Raw genomic sequence first — 19,871 nt, forward strand, 5'->3', positions numbered from 1 at the left:
TCATGACCAAGCTGAGACTCGGCCCGCTGCCCGACGACAAGCCCGTCAAGGTGACGGTGGAGCTGCCCGCGCCGCTTCACCGCGATCTGGTCGCCTATGCCGAGGTGCTGGCCCGCGAGAGCGGCCAGCCCGTCGCCGATCCCGTCAGGCTCATTGTGCCGATGCTGGAGCGATTTATTGCGACAGATCGCGGCTTCGCAAAAGCACGTCGCTCGCCCCAATCTGCGAAGCCGCTTGCTTGAGCCTCATAGCCTTGGCAGACGCCGCCTTTGCCATGGAGAGCAACCTGCGGAACGCGGGATTGTCGTTCGCCGGGGACCAGACCGCCGAAAATGGAAGCACCTCGGCGGCGATGGGTCGGTATGTGATGCCTGGAAGCGCGGCCACCGTCATGGCCTCGCTCACTAGCGTCAGACCCTGGCCGATCGCCACCAGCGGCAGCAGGTTATCCCGACCGACCGATTGAACCTGGATCTCGGGATGCCGGCCGAGGTCCGCCAACTCCCGCACCAGATGGTCATGGATCTCCTGGCCCGGCGCGGCTTCGCTGACGATGAAGGGCTCATCGGCGAGATCTCCCCACATCACCTCGTCCAAAGCCGCCAGGGGGTGGAGATCGGGCAGCACAACGAAAACCCGCTCGGACCACAGAGGCGCCCGGTCGCATCCAGGCCATTCCCGGTCGCCGGTCAGGAAGGCGACGTCGAGGCGGAACTGGCGGATGGCCGCGACGTGTTCGGCAGGATCGCCGTCGATCAGTTCGATCCTGACGTCTTTATGAGACCGACCATAGCTTGCCAGCAGCTTTGTCAAAAAGCCCGAAGCGATGGACGAATAGATGCCGATCCGCACTCGTCCCTGCTCGGATCGTCCTGCGGCGGCAACTTCGTGAGCGCCTTCGTCTATCGTCTTGATAGCCCGACGCGCGCGATGAAGGAAACGCTGCCCCGCAAAGGTCTGCGACACGCCCCATGCGTGCCGGTGAAAAAGGGACGCGCCCATCCTGTCTTCGAGATCGGCGATGCAACGGCTGATTGCCGATTGCGATAGTCCTAACGAACTCCCTGCCTTTCGGAAGCTGCCATGTTCGGCAGCGGCTATGAAGTAGCGAAGGTGACGAAGCTCGATGGAGTCAGGGAACTTGGCGGTCTCCTTCATCCGAGGGCCGCCGTCCGGATCATATGCTCTCGGACCATAGGCAAGCCAACTGTCCCTCTCCGATTGTCGAGCATTCACGCGATGACGAGACGTATCGCGCGTAGCGGGTCATAGCCAGATCATACAACATTTGAACACATAAACAACTGTTCAATATTTGTATGAAAGAGGAAGATAATCGAGAGAGGCGATGCCACCGCCAGGTAAAGATGCCGAAGTCTCAAAACGAGCCCGTGGCGCTTGAGGATTGCGGTCGTGGCATGACGGATGCTTGCGGCTTACAACGGTGGCAAGGTCAAGCAGAAAGTTTCTGAATTTTGCCCCTTGACCTTCCAACGGTGGAAAGCCCCATTTTCCAGAGGACTCAAATCAAGGAGCCCTCCATGTATCTCTTCACCGTTCCCAACATGACATGCGGCGGTTGCGCCAAGTCGGTAACCAAGGCGCTGCAAATCGTCGATGCCGCCGCGAAGATCGAGACTGATCCGCCCAAGCGTGAGGTCCGTGTTGAATCATCCGCGACCGAGGCGGACCTGCGTGCCGTTCTCACCGAGGCGGGCTATCCGGCCGAAGGCGCCCCGGCAGCCGCCTGATGCTACCTCCTGCCCACTGATCATGAGCGTCAAGCTGCTCCCGTAGGTGTCCCCCGGTTCATTGCAGTGTCAAAATGGGCAGTCCTCGGGCTGCCCATTTTGATTTCTAGGATCAGCCAGATCTTCAACGTCGAAGGCGTCGGCATTGCCCTGTGCGCCGTCACGACCCGTCGGTCCTAGAGGCTTCGGGCAGATGGCAAAAAAATTCGCACGGCTGGTTGACAAGCATACACTTTAACAACTATTCAAGTGTTGACTTGATGCAACCGGAAACGAGCAATGGCAAACTCATCACACTCCCACAGCGACCATGACGGTCACGACCACTCCAAGCACGACCATAACCACGGCGGCGGCCACGATCATGGTCACGATCACGATCATGACCACTCGCATGTCCCGACAGTCACGAAGGACAACGAGCGCAAAATCCTCATTTCCTTTTTCATCATCTTCACCTTCATGATCGTGGAGGCCGTCGGCGGCGTGATCTCGGGCTCGCTCGCGCTGCTTGCCGATGCCGGCCACATGCTGACCGACGCAATCGCGCTCGGCCTCGCCTATGTCGCCTTCCGCCTCGGTCGGCGGGCCGCGGACGGCCAGCGCACCTTCGGCTATGCCCGCTTCGAGGTGATCGCCGGCCTGGTCAACGCTCTTACGTTGTTCGGCATCGTCGGCTTTATCGTCTATGAGGCTATCGAACGGTTCCAGGAGCCCCAGCCGGTCCTCGCTGGTTCGATGTTCGTCGTAGCCATCATCGGCATGCTCGTGAACCTCTTCGTGCTTTGGTATCTGACGCGCGGAGATTCCGAACACGTCAACGTCAAGGGCGCTGTCCTGCACGTCATGGGCGACCTGCTCGGCTCGGTGGGTGCGATCGTCGCCGCTGTCGTCATCTGGTATACGGGTTGGACTCCTATCGACCCCATCCTGTCGGTATTCGTGTCTCTGCTGATCCTGCGCAGTGCATGGAGCCTGCTCAAGAACACTCTGCATATCCTGCTCGAAGGCGCACCTGACAACGCCGGCGCCGACAAGATCTCCGAGCATCTTCTCAAGACTGTTCCTGGTATCCAGAGCGTCAACCATATCCATGTCTGGTCGCTGACCTCCGGTCGTGTGCTGGCGACGCTTCAGGTGCAGCCGATGGAAGGCGTCGATGTTCGCAGCGTCATGAAACAGGTCGAGGCCGAACTGAAAACGAAGTTCAAAATCGAACACCCGACGATCGGCATCGACTGGGACGGAGTAGCCAGTTGCACCTTGGAGGAGCCGAACACCGCGGCGCTATCCCATGCGGGTCATTCGCACTGATCGGTCGCGCCTGATGGTTCACTCAGTTGATCGGGAAGGTTCGACATGAATATCGCAGAAGCCCCTTCGTCCCAAGAGTTGAACTTTCTCGCTGAAACCTTCCGCCTGCTGGGTGATCCCAGCAGGCTGAAGATTCTCCTGCACTGCGAAGACGGTCCGAAATCCGTGACCGATATTTCCGAGGCGCTGGAGCTTTCGCAGTCGCTCGTCAGCCATCACCTGCGTCTTCTTCGTGGCGCGCGCCTGGTGACCCGTGTTCGCCACTCGAAGCAAATGTTCTACGAGGTCACCGACAGGCATGTCGGTGACGTTCTGCTCGACATGCTCTCGCATGCGCGTGAGGAAAGGGAAGGCGACCCAAAACGCGACATCATCGGTCCTCGTTCTTGAGCAGCCCTTCGCTGGCCTGTGACACTAAATGTCGATCTTGGTAGTTCTCAATCGCAAAGCGTTGGCAATGACGCTGACCGAAGAGAGCGCCATGGCCAGTGCGGCAAGCGCCGGTGACAACAGCAGCCCCATCACGGGATACAGTAACCCGGCCGCCACCGGCACGCCTGCCGAGTTGTAGAAGAATGCGAAGAACAGGTTCTGCCGGATATTGCGCATTGTCGCTCCCGACAGGCGACGCGCCTTCACGATCCCCAATAGGTCACCGCCTAGCAGCGTGACTCCCGCGGATTCCATGGCGACATCCGTTCCTCCGCCCATCGCTATGCCGACATCGGCAGCCGCAAGCGCTGGGGCGTCATTCACCCCATCGCCCGCCATGGCGACGATACGGCCTTCCTTGCGAAGACGTGTAACAACCTCGCTCTTGCGTTCTGGAAGCACCTCGGCCTCCACATCGGCGATGCCCAGCTCTTTTGCCACCGCCTGAGCCGTGAGCTTATTGTCACCAGTCATCATGACCACGCGGATGCCGTCCTTTCGGAGGGCTTCCAGCGCTGCCGGCGTAGTGGATCGTATGGGATCGGCCACGCCGATGGCGCCGACGGGCCGGCCGTCGATGGCGACCAAGACGGCGGTGGCCCCGCGTGAGCGAATGACGTCCGCCTCGATCGCCGCTGCGCCCGGCTGAACGCCTTCCAGCTCCAAAAACTTGGCGCTACCGATCAGCACGCGCTGACCGGCGACGGTTCCCAAGACTCCCCGACCGACAGGAGAGTCGACGTCCGAGGGTTCCGACAGTGCGAGCTGCTTCTCCACCGCGGCACGGACAATAGCCTGTGCAATCGGATGTTCGCTCGCACGTTCAAGGCTCGCCGCGGCTTGAAGAAGTTCCGTCTCGCTCCGCCCATCGACCGGAACGATGGCCGTGACGGCCGGTTTCCCCTCCGTAAGCGTGCCGGTCTTGTCGACCACGAGGGTATCGATCTTCTCCAGCCTTTCGAGCGCCTCGGCGTTCTTGATCAGCAATCCGAGATTGGCGCCTTTGCCGACGCCAACCATGATCGACATCGGCGTTGCAAGGCCAAGGGCGCATGGGCAGGCGATGATGAGAACAGAAACAGCCGCAATCAGGCCGTAACTCAACCGGGGTTCCGGGCCAAAAAGGGTCCAGGCCACAAAAGCGATCAAGGCGATAACGATGACCAGTGGAACGAACCAGCCGGACACCTGGTCTGCTAAGCGCTGGATCGGGGCGCGGGACCGCTGCGCCTGCGCCACCATCTGGACGATCTGCGAAAGCATGGTATCGCGACCAATGCGAGCCGCATCCATGACCAGAGCGCCAGATTGATTGATGGTCCCTGCGATGAGCTTTGCACCCGGCTCTTTCGTGACCGGCATCGATTCGCCGGTAATCATCGATTCATCGACGGCCGAACGCCCCTCCAGCACCGTCCCGTCCACCGGAACTTTCTCGCCCATGCGAACACGAAGCTTGTCGCCGACGGCAATATGCTCGACCGCCACCTCCTCGTCGGTGCCATCTGGCCGGATACGTCGGGCTGTCTTCGGAGCCAGGTCAAGAAGCGCGCGTATCGCGCCCGAGGTCTGTTCGCGCGCGCGTAGCTCCAGCACTTGGCCGAGCAGCGCCAGCACCGTGATCACCGCGGCCGCCTCGAAGTAAACCGCAACGGTGTCTCCCATCATCCGCGCCGTTTCCGGGAACAGGTCGGGGGCGAGCGTTGCCACCACGGAGTAAATCCAGGCAACGCCTACGCCCATCGCGATGAGCGTGAACATATTGAGCGATCGGTTCACCACGGACGCCCAGCCGCGCTGAAAGAACGGCCAGCCTGCCCACAGCACCACCGGCGTCGCCAGTATGAGTTGCAGCCAGTTGTTGATCTGGCCAGGAATGTAACGATGCAGGCCGAAAAGTTCGCTGCCCATCCCAAGGAAGACCACCGGAACAGAAAGGGCGGCACCCACCCAGAACCGTCGAGTCATGTTGACCAGTTCCGCACTGGGTCCGGTTTCGGCCGTCGGCATTTCGGGTTCCAGCGCCATCCCGCAGATCGGGCATGATCCTGGACCGACCTGACGGATCTGGGGGTGCATCGGACAGGTAAAGATCGTGCCCTCCGGCACTACCGCTGCCTGGGTCGGTTCCGATGGTCCAACATATTTGCCCGGATCGGCCATGAACTTGGTCTGGCAGTTCTCGGAGCAGAAATAATACGTCGCGCCCTGGTATTGGGCTCGGTGCTTAGCCGTTGTGGGATCCACGGACATCCCACAAACGGGGTCCTTCACAGTATCGCTTGCCTCCGCAGTCGCGGTGTGATGGCCCGATCCGCCACCGTGCCCCTTGTTATGGGCATGGGCGGCGCCTTGATGATGGTTATGGTCGTGAACCATAGTAAGCCTCCGCTTCCCTTATCTACCCGCATGCAGGTTGCCACCGCATGCGAACCAAGCCCCGACTAATCGTTCAGCCGGCCAGCAATCGCCTGCATTTGCTCGATCTCGCGACGCTGGGCGACCTCAATCTCTTCACACAACGCCAGAAGCTCGGCGTCCGACAGGTTGGCCTCTCTGCACATCAAGATGGCTCCCGAGTGATGCGGAATCATCGAGTCGATAAACTGGCGGTCATCGATCATGGCTTGGGATCGAGTCGCCCAAAATGATCCCAGGGTAAGGACGACAAAAAGCACATAGAGGACAATATTCACGCTGCGGTTCGGAAACATGCCCGGCATCGTCGCCAGCATGAAGATGCCCATCGGCGCCCACATGGTTATCGCCATGTAAAGCATGTTCAGATTGTTCCGGAAGTCACCCCAGCCGTCGATCATCGAAAACATCACGACATACATCACGATGAGGCCGAGGATCATGTTGATCCAGAACATCAGATAGGGACGGCCATGGGAGCCGTGGCTATTCCCCGAATGCCCGCCATGAGCCGTGTGGTCGCTCGCCATTTGATCGTCCTTTCGCGGTTGTCAGTGTCCAATGCCCATCGGCTTGAAGATCATCCAGACCGCCATGCCGATCATCATGAGGTTCTCGGTGAGCGACACGAAGCCGAGCGGCACGTTGCTGTCGCCACCGACGCAGGCGCATTTCAGCTCGCGCCTGTCGATATAGACCGCCTTGAACACCGAGACCGCGCCGATGCCGCCGATGAACAGCGCGACGGGGATCGACACCCACATCAGGGCACCGGAGATCATCAGGACGCCGGCGAGCGCCTCCGCGAAGGGATAGATGTAGGCATATCGGACCCATCGCTGCGCCAGAAGGTCGTAGTTCAGGAACATGGTCGCGAAGCCTTCCACGTCCTTCAGTTTCTGAAGGGCAAGAAGGCACATCGCGATGGCGATGAGCCATTCGGCGGCTTGGACCGTCGCGAGGTTCCCGAACGCCGCCCAACTCGCGGCCAAAGCCATTAGGGCAGCCATCGCGAACAGCGCGATCACCGGCTTGTAGGTAACGGCATCCTTGTCCTCGACCTTGCCGCCGAAGAACCGGACGAGATCATCGTAACCGCCGATCCGCTTGCCGCCTATGAAGGTCTGCGGCGTCGATTGAACATCATGCTTTGCCTTGAAGGCGTCCGTCTCCGCGCGGGTCGTCAGATGGTGATCGTCGACCTCGTAGCCTTCCCGCTTGAGCAGATCGAGCGCTTTCAACCCGTAGGGGCAGGTATGGTTTTCCATCACCATTCTATGAAGTTCGGCGCGTTTGGCTGCATGGGTCGCCATAGTCTGATCCCTTCGATCTAAAGTTTCGCTTTCGCGAACACCTCCACCAGTTCATTGAACTTGGCGCGCTGAAGGTCTGCATCGCCCGATGCGATCGCCTCCTCGACGCAGCAGGCGGCATGCGATCGCAACACCTGGTTCTCCACCTTGGAGAGCGCGGCTTTAACCGCGTGGATCTGGTTGAGAATGTCGATGCAGTATCGCTCGTCCTCGACCATCTGGCCGACACCGCGAACCTGCCCGGCGATCCGGTTGAGCGACGCGATGATCTGCTTGGAATTTTTGTTGCACATCCAGCTACCCCTACCCGGTATGGGTATATATACGTTAGAGCAAAAGTTTGGTTCCCGCAAAACCCAAGAGTTTTGCCGGCATGTCAACGTCGAAGCAAATAATCGTGGGAGGTCCAATGGACGATACGGTAACTGTCCGGCGCAACATCACCGTCCTTACTGCCGCGCAGGCGCTCGGAGGATCGAGCGCGCCGATCGTCATGTCGCTCGGCGGCCTGGTCGGCCAGCAGCTTGCCGACAACCCCGCATGGGTGACGCTGCCGGTCAGTCTCTTCGGTCTCGGCCTCGCAATCGGCACGCTGCCCGCCGCCTTCGTCATGCGCGCCTGGGGGCGCCGTGGCGGTTATCTGTTCGGCGCGTTGTTCGGCCTCGCAGCGGGACTCATCGCGGCGTTTGGCATCTTCGTATCGTCGTTCCTACTGTTCTGCGTCGGCTGCTTTACCGCCGGTCTCTACGGTTCCTACGTCCAAAGCTATCGCTTCGCTGCCGCCGATGCTGCCGAAGGCGCTTTGAAGGCACGAGCAATCTCCTGGGTGATGGTCGGTGGGCTGATCGCGGCTGTAATCGGTCCGCAGCTCGTCATCTGGACACGCGATTCCTTCCCCGGCACCCCCTATGTCGGCAGCTTCCTCAGCCAGGCGGCGCTTCCGTTGTTGTCGATCCCGATTCTGTTGATGCTGCGCACGCCGCAATCCGCTTCGCAATCCGCGTCGGAAAGCTCCGGCCGTTCCCTGATCCAGATCCTGATGATGCCCCGCTACATGCTTGCCGTCGCGGCCGGCGTCGTCTCCTACGGCCTCATGGCTTTCGTCATGACGGCCGCACCGATCGCGATGGTCAATACCGGCCATTCGGTCGACAGCGCAGCACTCGGAATCCAGTGGCATCTACTGGCGATGTTCGCGCCGAGCTTCGTCACCGGCCGCCTCATGACACGCTTCGGCAAGGAGCGTGTGACGGCGGCGGGGATGCTGCTCATCGCCGTCTCGGCCATCGTCGCGCTGGCCGGGCTTGAGCTAATCAATTTCTGGGGGTCTCTGGCCATCATGGGCATCGGCTGGAATTTCAGCTTCATCGGAGCGACGGCGATGGTCACAGACTGCCATACGCCGGGCGAGCGCGCCAAGGCGCAGGGCGCAAACGACTTCATGGTCTTCGGCACGACCGCCGCCGTCTCGTTTCTGGCAGGCAGCGTCCTGCACAACTCGGGCTGGGCGGCAATCAACTGGCTATTGTTTCCGCCGGTCGCCTTGATCCTCGTGCCGTTGCTCTGGCAAGCGGCACGCAAACCGCAAGCCTGAAACGCAATGTCCCCGCCATTTTGGCGGGGACGCACCGGGTCAGGTCCTCGCTCTGCGCCCTCGCAGCCGAAAGGCTGCTTGGGCATGCGGTTATTGCAGCGAGCGATTGACCGCGCCGGACCGAGGCCGGATCGAAAGATCTTCATCGTCCTGATCGGTCTCAAGGCGCTGTAGGATCGGGCAATGCGGCCGATGATCCCCTTGGCAGGCGTTCACCAGCATGGTGAGCGTGTGGGCCATGTCCTGCATATCCGCGATCTTCCTCTCCAGCGCGTCGATATGGCCCTGCGCCAAGCGCTTCACTTCTGCGCTCTGTCGCGTCTCGTCGCGCCAGAGGTTGAGCAGGTCGCCGATCTCGGCCACCGAAAAACCGAGGTCGCGCGCGCGCCGGATGAAGCGCAGCATGTGGACATCGGTAGCCGAATAATCGCGGTAGCCGGAGTCCTTCCGATCAGCAGCCGGGATGAGACCTGTCTGCTCGTAGTAGCGGATCATCTTGGCCGAAACGCCCGATGCCTTTGCTGCCTGTCCGATGTTCATGAACAATCTCCCATATGTAAGGACAGCCGACCCTAAATATAGGATCGGCTGTCTGGTTTCATCAGCCCTGGACCTTGAAGGTCTTGAGCCGGAGCGCATTGCCGAGGACGAAGACGCTCGACAGGGCCATGGCGCCGGCGGCAAAGACCGGCGACAAGAGGATGCCGTAGGCCGGATAGAGCGCACCCGCGGCGACCGGGATCAGGGCCGTGTTGTAGGCGAAGGCCCAGAACAGGTTCTGCCGGATATTGCCGATCGTCGCCTTGGACAGCGCGATGGCGTTCGGCACCCCGGTCAGGCTGCCCGACATCAGCACCACGTCCGCCGCCTCGATGGCGATGTCCGTGCCCGTGCCGATGGCGAGACCCACATCCGCCTCGGCCAGCGCCGGAGCGTCGTTGATGCCGTCGCCGACGAAGGCGACCTTGCCATGCTCGGCCTTGAGCCGGCGGATCGAGTCGACCTTGCCGTCCGGCAGCACCTCCGCCACCACCTCGTCGATGCCCAGGCGAGCCGCGATGGCCTTGGCCGTGCGCTTGTTGTCGCCGGTGATCATCGCGACCTTCAGGCCGAGGTCGTGCAGCGCCTTGATCGCCGCCGGCGTCGTCTCCTTGATCGGGTCGGCCACGGCGATGATCGTCGCCAGCTTGCCGTCGATCGCCGCATAGAGCGGCGACTTGCCCTCGTTGCCCAGACGTTCGGCAACCTGGGCGAAGCCCGCCACGTCATGGCCAAGCTCGACCATGTAGCGATCCGCGCCGATCTCGATGCGCTTGCCGTCGACCACGGCCTTCACGCCGAAGCCGGTCACCGACTCGAAGTCCGACACGGCGGGCAGTGCAATGCCTTCCGCCTCGGCCGCATCCACGATGGCGCGGGCAATCGGGTGTTCCGACTTGGCTTCGACGGCTGCGACCAGGCCCAGCACCGTCGTCCGGTCGAAGCCGGCGGCCAGTTCGAGGTCGGTCAGCGCCGGCTTGCCTTCGGTCAGCGTGCCGGTCTTGTCGACGGCCACCACCTTGGCATCCTTCAGCAGTTGCAACGCTTCACCCTTGCGGAACAGCACGCCCAGCTCCGCGCCCCGGCCGGTGCCGACCATGATCGAGGTCGGCGTTGCCAGACCCATGGCGCAGGGGCAGGCGATGATCAGCACGGCGACGGCATTGACCAGCGCGAAGGTCAACGCAGGCGACGGGCCGAAATAGAGCCATGCAGCGAAGGTGAGGGCGGCGACGGCGAAGACCGCCGGCACGAAATACATCGTCACCTTGTCGACCAGCGCCTGGATCGGCAGCTTCGACCCTTGTGCTTCCTCGACCATGCGGATGATCTGCGACAGCACCGTGTTGCCGCCGACCGCCGTGGCCCGGATCGCGAAGGCGCCCTTCTGGTTCACGGTTCCGGCCACGACCTCGCTGCCGCTCGTCTTGGACACCGGGATCGGTTCGCCGGTGATCATCGACTCGTCGACATAGCTTTCGCCCTCGATGACTTCACCATCGACCGGGATACGGTCGCCGGGGCGGACCTCCACGATGTCGCCGGACAGCACCGAATCGATCGGCAGATCGACCGTCTTGCCGTCGCGGCGGACACGCGCGGTCTTGGCCTGAAGTCCGACCAGCCGCTTGATCGCTTCCGAAGTGCGCCCCTTGGCGCGGGCCTCGAGCAACCGGCCGAGCAGGATCAGGGTGACGATAACCGCGGCGGCTTCATAATAGACGTTCACCGTCCCAGCGGGCAGGAAGCCCGGCGCGAAGGTCGCCACCAGCGAATAGAGGTAGGCGGCCAGCGAGCCGACGGCGACCAGCGAGTTCATGTCGGGAGCCAGCCGCCAGAGCGCCGGGAGGCCCTTGTCGTAGAAGCGGATGCCGGGCACGAACAGCACCAGCGTCGTCAGCACGAACTGAAGATACCAACTGTTCTGCATGCCGATGGTCGCGGCGATCATGTCGTGCGCGCCCGGAATGAGGTGCGACCCCATCTCCAGGATGAAGACCGGCGCGGTCAGAACCGCCGCGATGGTGAAATCGCGGGTCAGCTCACGGCGTTCGGCTTCCTTCTTCTCGGCGCGGTCATCGACCTCGGCCTGGCCCGCCCCGGTCGCCGCCGCGATCACCTTGGCCTCGTAGCCCGCGTTCGCGATTGCCGCGACGATGGCCGCAGCATCGGCGGTTCCCTGGACGGTGGCCTTCTCGGTGGCGAGGTTGACGACGGCGTTGGTGACGCCCGGCACGGCCTTGAGCGCCTTTTCGACACGTCCCACGCAGGAGGCGCAGGTCATGCCCTCGATCGCGACCTCAAGCGAAGCCGGCGCCGGCGCGGTGAAACTTGCCGAAACCGCGTAGCCTGCGTCCTCCACGGCCTTCACGACGACCGCTCGGTCCACCGGGCCGCTCGTCGTGATGCTGGCTTTCTCGGTAGCGAGGTTGACCACGGCATTGGCAACGCCGGGGATGGCCTTGAGGGCCTTTTCCACCCGCCCCACACAAGAAGCGCAGGTCATGCCTTCGATCGGCACTTCAAGGAGGGCAGCTTTCGGCGCACTGAAGCTGGCCGGCACTTCATAGCCAGCATTTTCGACCGCCTTGACGAGCGCTATGCGATCAACCGTGTCGTTCGTCGTGATGCTGGCCTTCTCGGTCGCCAGATTGACGACCGCGTTGGCGACGCCGGGGACGGCCTTCAGGGCTCTCTCGACACGGCCGACGCAGGATGCGCAGGTCATGCCCTCGATAGGCAGGGAAATTGCTGCATTCATCTTGTCCGCAGCTCGAACAGGGGCATCCATTGCCGCCTCCTTTCTAAGTCAGAATTCGAGTTCGGACACTGATATGCTCCTTCCAACGATGGGAAGGTCAAGGGTAAAAATTCCTTTTCGTTTCCTCTTGACCTTACCATCGTTGGAAACCCCAACTTGAGGACCATGAGAACCGAACCCAAAGGAGAAAGCTCATGGAACTCAAGATCGAAGGCATGACCTGCGGCGGTTGCGCCAAGTCCGTCACCAAGGCGATCCAGTCGGTCGATCCGACCGCCAAGATCGATACCAACCCCGCCCAGCGGATGGTCAAGGTCGAGACGACCGCAACCCCGGCAGCCCTTCGGCAGGTTCTCGAAGAGGCTGGCTATCCGGCGACCGTGAAGTGAACAGGAGCAAGATCATGCACAAGCTGACCCCGATTTTCATTGGCGGCGCACTCGCCATCAGCGCCGGCCTCGCCATCGCACAAAGCCAACTGAACACGGATACCACCATGCAAGGCCACGACATGCCGGGGCATTCGATGCCGGCCTCCGACAACCCATCCACGCAGGCTTACATCGAAGCCAATAACCGTATGCACGCCGACATGACAGTCGACTTCACCGGCGACGCCGACATCGACTTCATGCGCGGCATGATCCCGCACCACCAGGGCGCGATCGACATGGCGCGGATCGTGCTGCAATACGGCACTGACCCCGAGGTCCGCAAACTCGCCGAGGAGGTGATCTCGGCCCAAGAAGGTGAGATCGCTATGATGCGGGAATGGCTCGCCGCGCGCGGCCAGTGATTTTGATATGTAGGAACCGCCGCGGTGCGTCAGCAATGATGCGCGGCGGCGGTTGCGACATATAAGATTCATCCAGCCAAGGATGCGCGGAATGTTGTCTGACAAGGAGTTTTGACGCCGATGCGTCGTCTGTTCATCGCAGTGCTGATGATCTTCTCCTTCGTCACGGTGGCGTTGGCTGTGCCGGCGCACGGCGCCCGCATGGCCACCGTCTCCCAAACGATCGCCTCAAAACACGAAGCGCCGCATCGCACCGCATACTCCTCTCCCGAGGCATGTCAGGAAGATCGAATCTGTTCCGGAAGCGATGGCTTCTGCTACTTCGTATGCTCTGGCATGGGCTCTTGGTTCGTGTCTGACCAGCCCGGAAATGCGATTCAGCCTACCTCGGCGCGTTGGGCACTACCGGAGACGACGAACCTCGCCGGTCTCGGCCCCGAACGGAATGAACGCCCTCCCAATCCCAGTCTCGCTGAAAACCAGTGGCTGCATAAGCGCACGCCGATCTGAACTCAGAGGGAGCATAGTTCTCCCAGGAGACCGAAAATGACACTTATTTCACGACGCGGCTTTCTTGCCGCAAGCGCTGCCACGTTGTCCACAGCAGCTCTACCGCGCTTTGCCATGGCGCAAAACGCCATATCGCTCAGCGCCGCGACACGGGTGCTGGACGTCAATGGACGCGCCGCCATAGTCTTCGGCTTGGAAGGCCCGAGTGGACAGGGATTGGTTCTCAATCCAGGCCAACGCTTTCGCGCCAGTCTTACCAATCGCCTGGATGTTCCGACCCTCATCCATTGGCATGGCCAGATCCCGCCCAACGAGCAGGATGGCGTCCCGGATCTGCCACAGCCGATGCTGCAACCCGACGAAACGCGCTCCTATGACTACGAGCCGCTCCCCGGCACATACTGGATGCACGCGCACATCCCGCTCCAGGAGATGAACCTGCTCGCCGCGCCGCTGATCGTGCGCAGCGCCGAAGACGTGGCGGCCGACCGCCAGGAAGTCGTGATGTTTCTCCATGACTTCTCGTTCAAGGCGCCCGAAGAGGTCATGCAGGAGATCACCGGCGGGCACGGCGGCGGCCACGATATGAGCGCCATGGGAGGCCACGCCGCCCCCGGCGCCTCGATGGACCATTCAGGCATGCAGATGGATATGTCCTCGATGCAGGGCATGGCCATGGATCTGAATGACTACAATTGGGACGCCTACCTGACCAACGACCGCACCTTGTCCGACCCGGAGATCATCATGGTCGAGAAGGGCGGACGGGTAAAGCTGCGGGTGATCAACGGCGCCTCGGCCACTGTTTTCTGGATCGATACGGGTGGGCTGTCTGCGAGACTCGTGGCAGTCGACGGCCATGCCATCGCGGGCCTCGAAGGCAGTCGTTTCGGTATCGCCATGGGCCAACGCCTCGATCTGGATCTGGAGCTTGCCGGTGAAGGGGCGTGGCCCGTGCTTGCGTCGCGCGAGGGGTCGAAGGAGCGCACGGGGTTGATCCTCGCCACGCCCGGCGCGACCATTGAGAAGATCCCGGCGCTTGGCGAAGCGGATGCGCCTGCGTTCGACATCGACCTGTCGCAAGAGCTGAAGCTGCGCGCCTCGGACGGCCTTCCCTCGCGTGCGCCACAGCGCAGCCACATGGTTATGCTGGGCGGCTCGATGCAGCCCTATGTCTGGACCATCGACGGCAAGGTCTGGGGAGATCACAAGCCCCTCCTTGCAAAGACGGGCGAGCGGGTCGAGATCATGTTTCACAATATGTCGATGATGGGGCATCCGATGCATCTGCACGGCCATGTCTTCCAGGTCGTGGACATCAACGGCAAGCGCTTCGATGGGGCACGGCGCGACACCGTTTATGTTCCTCCGATGGCCATGGTGACCGTCGCGCTCGACGCCGGAGAGGCGGCGCGCTGGATGCTGCACTGCCATCATATGCCGCATCTCCAGACCGGCATGATGACCGAGCTCAGCATATCCGCCTGAAATGAATGAAAAAAGCCTGCGCCGCGATTCCTCGCAGCGCAGGCTCTCGCCTGATTTCATTGAACGAGGCGACTAGCCTTCCTGCCCTTCGGGCGTGAAGAAAACGTCGGCGTGCATGTCCTCGGGTCGCAGCCCGCGCGCAAATGCCATTGCCATCGCCGCATCAACCATCGGGGGCGGGCCTGCGACATAGGCTTTCCACCCGTCGAAGTCCGCGAGATCCTCGGCCACCGCGTCGGTCACGAACCCGTGCCGATGGGGGGCTACCTGTGTATCGGACAAGACAGCCGTAAAGCTGAGATTGTTGTGGCGGTCCGCCAGGGTCTCGAAATGCTCGACGAGATAGAGATCACGCGCGCCGCGTGCGCCGAAGTAGACATGGATCGGCTGCTTCATGCCGTGCGCAAGGGCTGTTTCCACGATCGACTTGATCGGCGCCAGACCGGAACCGCCGGCGATGCACAGGATCGGGCCGGAATGATGCTGGCGCAGATAGGAGGAGCCTAGTGGAAATTCGAGCGTCAGCTTGTCACCGGCCTTCAGTGCCTCATGGACGTGCTGCGAGGTGACGCCGCCCGGAACCTTGCGAATGTGAAATTCGAGGCTGTCGTCGCCGTGACGATTGGCCATGGAGTAGCTGCGCGCGGGCACACCATCGAATCCGACCTGGGCATACTGTCCGGCCGTGAAGAGCAACGGGGAGCCATCCACAGGCGAGATTCGCACCAGTTTGATGTCGTGGGTAAGGTCATCGAGGCCGGACACGATGGCCTCCACCCGTCGAGGAGCCTCAACCGCATCATCGTCATCGCTGCCAAGCCAGGCGACAGCCGCATCGGTCTGCGGCACCGCGCGGCATGCCAGGATCAGGCCGTCGGCCTTCTCTTCCTCGCTGAGGGCGAAGCGAGAATGCTGGAGCAGTTCCACCTCGCCCTCGATCAGACGTGACTTGCACGAGCCGCAGCGGCCGGAACGGCAGCCGTGGGGATAAGGTATGCCTGCGGCAAGTGCTGCGTCGAGGATGGTTTGTCCCTCCTGGACCTCCAGACTGACCCGTGCCTGCCGAATATCAACGAACCTGGTCGTCATCATGCACTCCCGGTCAAACCTAGAGCCTTGACGAGTCCCGGCTTCTGGCTTGGGAAGGTTCCGTAGAAAACTTCCGACCCTACGATTGTAATAGGAGCGACCCTGACACCCGTGCGTGCCTGTGCCTCCTCGGCGATCTTGGGGTCGGTCAGGTCACGCTCCTCATAGGCGAGACCCTGCTGGGCCAGCCAACGCTTGAGTGCATGGCAGTCCGGGCAGGTCGGCGTCGTATAGATGAGGATGTGTGGCGTGTTGGCTTCTGGCATGTCCTTGCCCTTCTTGCTTTAGACGTGGATTGGCTTCCGGCAGACCGTCAAACGGCCTCCCGGAAGAGTGGATTGCCGTCAGCGTGCGGCTTCCAGCGCTTGTAAGGTCAAGGCTGTTCTTGCTCCGGGGTCGAAATTTCCGAAGCGCAGGACGACATCAGCAGATGAAGACTGACGTGGTGCCGGCTACGATCGCTCCGACTCGCTGATCGGGAAGTATCGGGCCTGTTGCGCATTGAGATCGCGCAGCCTTCCGGTAGATTGGACGAGACAAATCGACGTGGCCGACACGTTGCCATCAAACGGGCGTGAACCGCCTCAAGACACAGGTGAAAATCGCTGATGACTGCCGGTAAACCGAAACTACGGGTCGAAAAGCAGGCCGAGGCCGCAACCCCGAGCGCAACAGAGACACGCAGCCACCTCGACCATTCCTCGCTCTCGCAGAACGAGGTGACGATCCTGGCGGAAACCTTCCGGCTTCTCGGCGATCCTTCACGGCTGAAAATCCTCCTGAGCTGCATGCCCGGTCCGATTTCGGTCGGCGAGATCGCGGAGAAAATCGACCTGTCCCTATCCCTGGTCAGCCATCATCTGCGCCTGCTGCGCGGTGCCCGTCTCGTCAAGGGCGAGCGCCAGGCCAAGCAGATCTTTTACGAGATCGCCGACGAGCATGTCCGTCAGGTTCTCCACGACATGGCGACGCACATCTCCGAGGATCACGCCGAGGAGTGATCTGAAACCGCGAAAGCCGATACTATCAACATACGCTTGAATAGTTGTTCAATCGTGGTATTGACTCCTTTCGTGGCCATGCGGGGCCTGCGCACGCGCCCACCGCGTGGTGAGAAAGGAGATCGGAATGACAACGGGACTTTCAGCACCTAGCGGCGGTGAGCGCTTGGGCTTTCGCGTCGAGGGCATGGATTGCGCAAGTTGCGTCGGCAAGATCGAGACTGCACTGAACCGTCTGGGAGGCATCACTGACGTTACCGTCAATTTTGCCACCGAGACGCTGCAGCTTTCCCGCGATACGGCCAGCACAACGACGTCGAACGACATCGCCAGGAAGATCCGCGCGCTCGGCTTCGATGTGACCGAGCTACCGCCCGCCGTCATTCCATCGACGCCCGCCCGGCATTCCGAAGCGCACAGCGGGCATGACCACAGCGGCTGCTCCGGTGAGCATGATCATGGGCACGATCACCACCATGCGCATCATCATGATCACAGCGACTGCGGTGGCCACGATCATGGTCAGCTCGCGCAAACGCCGGTCTCGCGCACAGATCCGACATCTCCGCCCAATGTCTCGATGCGGGTCGAGGGCATGGATTGCGCGAGTTGCGTCGGCAAGATCGAAGTCGCACTTGCAAGAATGCCCGATGTTTCCGACATTCGCGTGAACTTCACGACCGAAATGCTTGAACTCAACTTGGTTCCCGGCTCGGGCACCAAGGTTGCCGACATCGAAAGGACCATCAAGAGCCTCGGCTTCGGGGTATCCAACACACGCGAACTTTCGTCTTCGTCCGACGTCGCCGTGGACGTTGCGCCCGCGCCAGCCATGCGCAATCAACGCTGGTGGCAGACTCGCAAGGGCAAGCACGTCATCGGCCTCGGTCTGCTGATGGGCTCGGCCTACCTCATCGCCCAGTTTATCCCCCTCTATGCAGAGTGGATCTTTGCACTCGCCGTCGTCGCAGGCGTCCTGCCGTTCGCCCGCAAGGCGTTTGCTCTCGCGACGTCAGGGTCGCCATTCTCGATTGAGACACTGATGAGCGTGGCCGCGATCGGCGCCTTGGTGATCGGCGAGGCCGAAGAGGCGGCTGCGGTGGTGTTCCTGTTCGCGGTCGGCGAGTTGCTTGAAAGCGTTGCAGCCGGACGCGCTCGCGCTGGCATAAAGGCCCTTGCGTCGCTGGTGCCAAAGACCGCAATTCTGCTTGATCCCAGCGGCGCTCAGCGCAGCGTCCCGGCGACTTCCTTGCGCGTGAACGACCTTGTTCTTGTGCGGCCCGGCGACCGAGTGCCGGCCGACGGACAGATCGTCCAAGGCACTTCCAGCCTCGACGAATCGCCCATCACCGGAGAATCGGTCCCGCGCGCCAAAGCCAAGGGCGAGAGCATTTATGCTGGGTCCATCAATGTCGATGGCGTTCTCAAGGTTCGCGTCGAAAAGGCCGCTGCCGACAACACGATCTCGCGCATCATCCAGCTCGTCGAGCAGGCTCAGTCCGCCAAGGCTCCTACCGCACGTTTCATCGAGAATTTCAGCCGCTACTATACCCCGGCCGTGATGCTGATCGCTGCGCTGATCGTCATCGTGCCGCCACTGGCGATGGGCGGCGATTGGGACACCTGGATCTATCGCGGTCTCGCGCTCTTGCTGATCGCATGTCCCTGCGCGCTCGTTCTCTCGACGCCTGCGGCGATCGCCTCGGGCCTTGCCGTCGGCACCCGCCGCGGCCTGCTGATCAAGGGCGGCAACGCCCTCGAAACCATCGGCAAGGTGAATGCTATCGCCTTCGACAAGACAGGGACGCTTACTGAGGGCAAGCCGCGCGTCACCGAAACGGTGGCCTTCGGCAAGAACGAGGAGAAGGACGTCATCGCATTGGCGGCAGCGGTCGAGACGGGTTCCAGCCATCCGCTTGCCAAGGCGATCATCAACCGAGCAGAGGCTTCCGGCATAGCGGTCCCTCCGGCGCAGGACGCCTCTGCGACGGCCGGGAAGGCAGTCCATGCCACGGTCGTCGGGCGCCGCCTTGCCGTCGGCTCCCCGAGCCATGCCGCGAACGTGGTAGTGATCGGTAAGCACGAGCAGAGCGCAATCGAAGGGCTCGAAGATCGCGGCAACACCGTTGCCGTCCTCTTTGATGAGGGGACGCGGGAAGCAATCGGCCTGATCGCCTTGCGCGACGAACCGCGGCGAGACGCGCCCGAGGGGATTGCCCGGCTCAAAGCGATGGGCGTTCGTTCCGTGATGCTGACCGGCGACAATCGGCGCACCGCTCAGGCGATCGCCAAGGGTCTTGGTATCGAATGGAGCGCCGAGCTTCTGCCGCAGGACAAGCTCGATCTCGTGAACGAGATGAAACGAACGACCAAGGTGGCTATGGTCGGTGATGGAATCAACGATGCCCCTGCGCTCGCAACCGCCGATGTCGGGATCGCCATGGGCGGCGGAACCGACGTGGCAATCGAGACGGCGGACGCCGCCCTGCTGAAGAGCCGAGTGACGGATGTTGCCCATCTTGTGGCGCTGTCCCGTGCGACAATGGCCAACATCCATCAGAACGTCGTCTTCGCTTTGGCGCTGAAGGGCCTGTTTCTCGTTACCAGCGTCCTAGGGATCACCGGCCTCTGGATCGCAGTCCTCGCCGATACCGGCGCCACCGCGATCGTGACGCTGAATGCGCTCCGGCTCTTGCGCTTCAAGGGGGCGAAGTCGACCGACGACGAACGTGACGACGGCACGTCTTCACGCCCCCTGATACCAGCCGAGAGCTACTGATCCCTCCCGTCGAAGAAGCCGTCCGTCAAACTTGACGGGCGGCTTTGCCCGGCCGGAACCAATCGTAGCAACGGCGAACATCGCG

Annotated in this window: 20 protein-coding genes; 11 read left to right on the top strand and 9 right to left on the bottom strand. The window is 61.8% G+C overall.

Annotated features, from left to right (window positions below; translation table 11 throughout):
• Positions 1-2 precede the first annotated feature (2 nt).
• Complete coding sequence (locus GL284_RS05640) at positions 3-242, top strand: DUF2274 domain-containing protein (protein WP_080620514.1); 240 nt, start codon at positions 3-5, stop codon at positions 240-242.
• On the opposite strand, the gene GL284_RS05645 is transcribed toward GL284_RS05640, so the two are convergent.
• Positions 175-1,158 carry a LysR family transcriptional regulator gene (locus GL284_RS05645; protein WP_080620515.1) on the bottom strand — a complete coding sequence of 328 codons (984 nt, stop codon included), beginning with the start codon at positions 1,156-1,158 and terminating at the stop codon, positions 175-177. The two genes, GL284_RS05640 and GL284_RS05645, sit on opposite strands and share 68 nt — an antisense overlap.
• Positions 1,159-1,541: 383 nt before the next feature.
• Between GL284_RS05645 and GL284_RS05650 the strand changes: the two genes are divergently transcribed.
• The 3 genes from GL284_RS05650 to GL284_RS05660 all read left to right on the top strand — a co-directional run bounded on the left by GL284_RS05650 (position 1,542) and on the right by GL284_RS05660 (position 3,455).
• Positions 1,542-1,751, top strand: coding sequence for a heavy-metal-associated domain-containing protein (locus GL284_RS05650; protein ID WP_080620516.1), 210 nt, complete (start codon positions 1,542-1,544; stop codon positions 1,749-1,751).
• 279 nt (positions 1,752-2,030) lie between these two features.
• A complete protein-coding gene (locus GL284_RS05655) occupies positions 2,031-3,065 on the top strand; it encodes a cation diffusion facilitator family transporter (protein WP_080620517.1) in 1,035 nt (344 codons plus the stop codon).
• Positions 3,066-3,110: 45 nt separating this feature from the next.
• Positions 3,111-3,455, top strand: coding sequence for an ArsR/SmtB family transcription factor (locus GL284_RS05660; protein ID WP_080620518.1), 345 nt, complete (start codon positions 3,111-3,113; stop codon positions 3,453-3,455).
• 24 nt (positions 3,456-3,479) lie between these two features.
• On the opposite strand, the gene GL284_RS05665 is transcribed toward GL284_RS05660, so the two are convergent.
• The 4 genes from GL284_RS05665 to GL284_RS05680 all read right to left on the bottom strand — a co-directional run bounded on the left by GL284_RS05665 (position 3,480) and on the right by GL284_RS05680 (position 7,521).
• The gene (locus GL284_RS05665) at positions 3,480-5,876 is read right to left on the bottom strand and encodes a heavy metal translocating P-type ATPase (RefSeq protein ID WP_089389385.1); all 2,397 of its coding nucleotides are present in this window, start codon (positions 5,874-5,876) and stop codon (positions 3,480-3,482) included.
• A gap of 65 nt (positions 5,877-5,941) precedes the next feature.
• A complete protein-coding gene (locus GL284_RS05670; RefSeq protein ID WP_080620520.1) occupies positions 5,942-6,445 on the bottom strand; it encodes a DUF305 domain-containing protein in 504 nt (167 codons plus the stop codon).
• Between the two features lie 21 nt (positions 6,446-6,466).
• Positions 6,467-7,228 carry a MauE/DoxX family redox-associated membrane protein gene (locus GL284_RS05675; RefSeq protein ID WP_080620521.1) on the bottom strand — a complete coding sequence of 254 codons (762 nt, stop codon included), beginning with the start codon at positions 7,226-7,228 and terminating at the stop codon, positions 6,467-6,469.
• Between the two features lie 17 nt (positions 7,229-7,245).
• Entirely contained in the window at positions 7,246-7,521 is a 276-nt protein-coding gene (locus tag GL284_RS05680; RefSeq protein WP_064790834.1) for a metal-sensitive transcriptional regulator, read from the bottom strand.
• A gap of 116 nt (positions 7,522-7,637) precedes the next feature.
• Between GL284_RS05680 and GL284_RS05685 the strand changes: the two genes are divergently transcribed.
• Positions 7,638-8,822: an MFS transporter gene (locus GL284_RS05685; RefSeq protein WP_080622749.1), complete on the top strand. Its 1,185-nt coding sequence runs from the start codon at positions 7,638-7,640 to the stop codon at positions 8,820-8,822.
• A gap of 90 nt (positions 8,823-8,912) precedes the next feature.
• On the opposite strand, the gene cueR is transcribed toward GL284_RS05685, so the two are convergent.
• Positions 8,913-9,362 (bottom strand): Cu(I)-responsive transcriptional regulator, encoded by a 450-nt coding sequence (cueR, locus tag GL284_RS05690; protein WP_080620522.1) that lies wholly within the window; start codon positions 9,360-9,362, stop codon positions 8,913-8,915.
• Positions 9,363-9,423: 61 nt separating this feature from the next.
• Positions 9,424-12,153: a heavy metal translocating P-type ATPase gene (locus GL284_RS05695; protein ID WP_230382921.1), complete on the bottom strand. Its 2,730-nt coding sequence runs from the start codon at positions 12,151-12,153 to the stop codon at positions 9,424-9,426.
• Between the two features lie 164 nt (positions 12,154-12,317).
• Here GL284_RS05695 and GL284_RS05700 point away from each other — a divergent pair, with 164 nt between their 5' ends.
• The 4 genes from GL284_RS05700 (at position 12,318) to GL284_RS05715 (ending at position 14,917) form a co-directional block, all read left to right on the top strand.
• Positions 12,318-12,512, top strand: coding sequence for a heavy-metal-associated domain-containing protein (locus GL284_RS05700; RefSeq protein ID WP_080620523.1), 195 nt, complete (start codon positions 12,318-12,320; stop codon positions 12,510-12,512).
• A gap of 14 nt (positions 12,513-12,526) precedes the next feature.
• A complete protein-coding gene (gene copM / locus GL284_RS05705; RefSeq protein WP_080620524.1) occupies positions 12,527-12,919 on the top strand; it encodes a CopM family metallochaperone in 393 nt (130 codons plus the stop codon).
• Between the two features lie 120 nt (positions 12,920-13,039).
• Positions 13,040-13,429 carry a hypothetical protein gene (locus tag GL284_RS05710; protein WP_155043642.1) on the top strand — a complete coding sequence of 130 codons (390 nt, stop codon included), beginning with the start codon at positions 13,040-13,042 and terminating at the stop codon, positions 13,427-13,429.
• Positions 13,430-13,465: 36 nt separating this feature from the next.
• The gene (locus tag GL284_RS05715; protein ID WP_155043643.1) at positions 13,466-14,917 is read left to right on the top strand and encodes a multicopper oxidase family protein; all 1,452 of its coding nucleotides are present in this window, start codon (positions 13,466-13,468) and stop codon (positions 14,915-14,917) included.
• A gap of 72 nt (positions 14,918-14,989) precedes the next feature.
• On the opposite strand, the gene GL284_RS05720 is transcribed toward GL284_RS05715, so the two are convergent.
• Together GL284_RS05720 and GL284_RS05725 are read right to left on the bottom strand one after the other, a co-directional pair.
• Positions 14,990-16,006, bottom strand: coding sequence for a 2Fe-2S iron-sulfur cluster-binding protein (locus GL284_RS05720; protein WP_080622751.1), 1,017 nt, complete (start codon positions 16,004-16,006; stop codon positions 14,990-14,992).
• Positions 16,006-16,272: a glutaredoxin family protein gene (locus GL284_RS05725; protein WP_155043644.1), complete on the bottom strand. Its 267-nt coding sequence runs from the start codon at positions 16,270-16,272 to the stop codon at positions 16,006-16,008. Before GL284_RS05725 ends, GL284_RS05720 begins: the two co-directional genes overlap by 1 nt.
• A 342-nt stretch (positions 16,273-16,614) precedes the next feature.
• On the opposite strand from GL284_RS05725, the gene GL284_RS05730 reads away from it, so the two are divergent.
• On the top strand, positions 16,615-17,007 hold the full coding sequence (locus GL284_RS05730) for an ArsR/SmtB family transcription factor (RefSeq protein WP_080620527.1): 393 nt from the start codon (positions 16,615-16,617) through the stop codon (positions 17,005-17,007).
• Positions 17,008-17,134: 127 nt separating this feature from the next.
• Positions 17,135-19,786 carry a heavy metal translocating P-type ATPase gene (locus GL284_RS05735; RefSeq protein WP_155043645.1) on the top strand — a complete coding sequence of 884 codons (2,652 nt, stop codon included), beginning with the start codon at positions 17,135-17,137 and terminating at the stop codon, positions 19,784-19,786.
• The last annotated feature ends 85 nt before the right edge of the window (positions 19,787-19,871 follow it).

It is taken from the genome of Paracoccus shanxieyensis (assembly GCF_009711265.1).
Taxonomy (GTDB): Bacteria; Pseudomonadota; Alphaproteobacteria; order Rhodobacterales; family Rhodobacteraceae; genus Paracoccus; species Paracoccus shanxieyensis.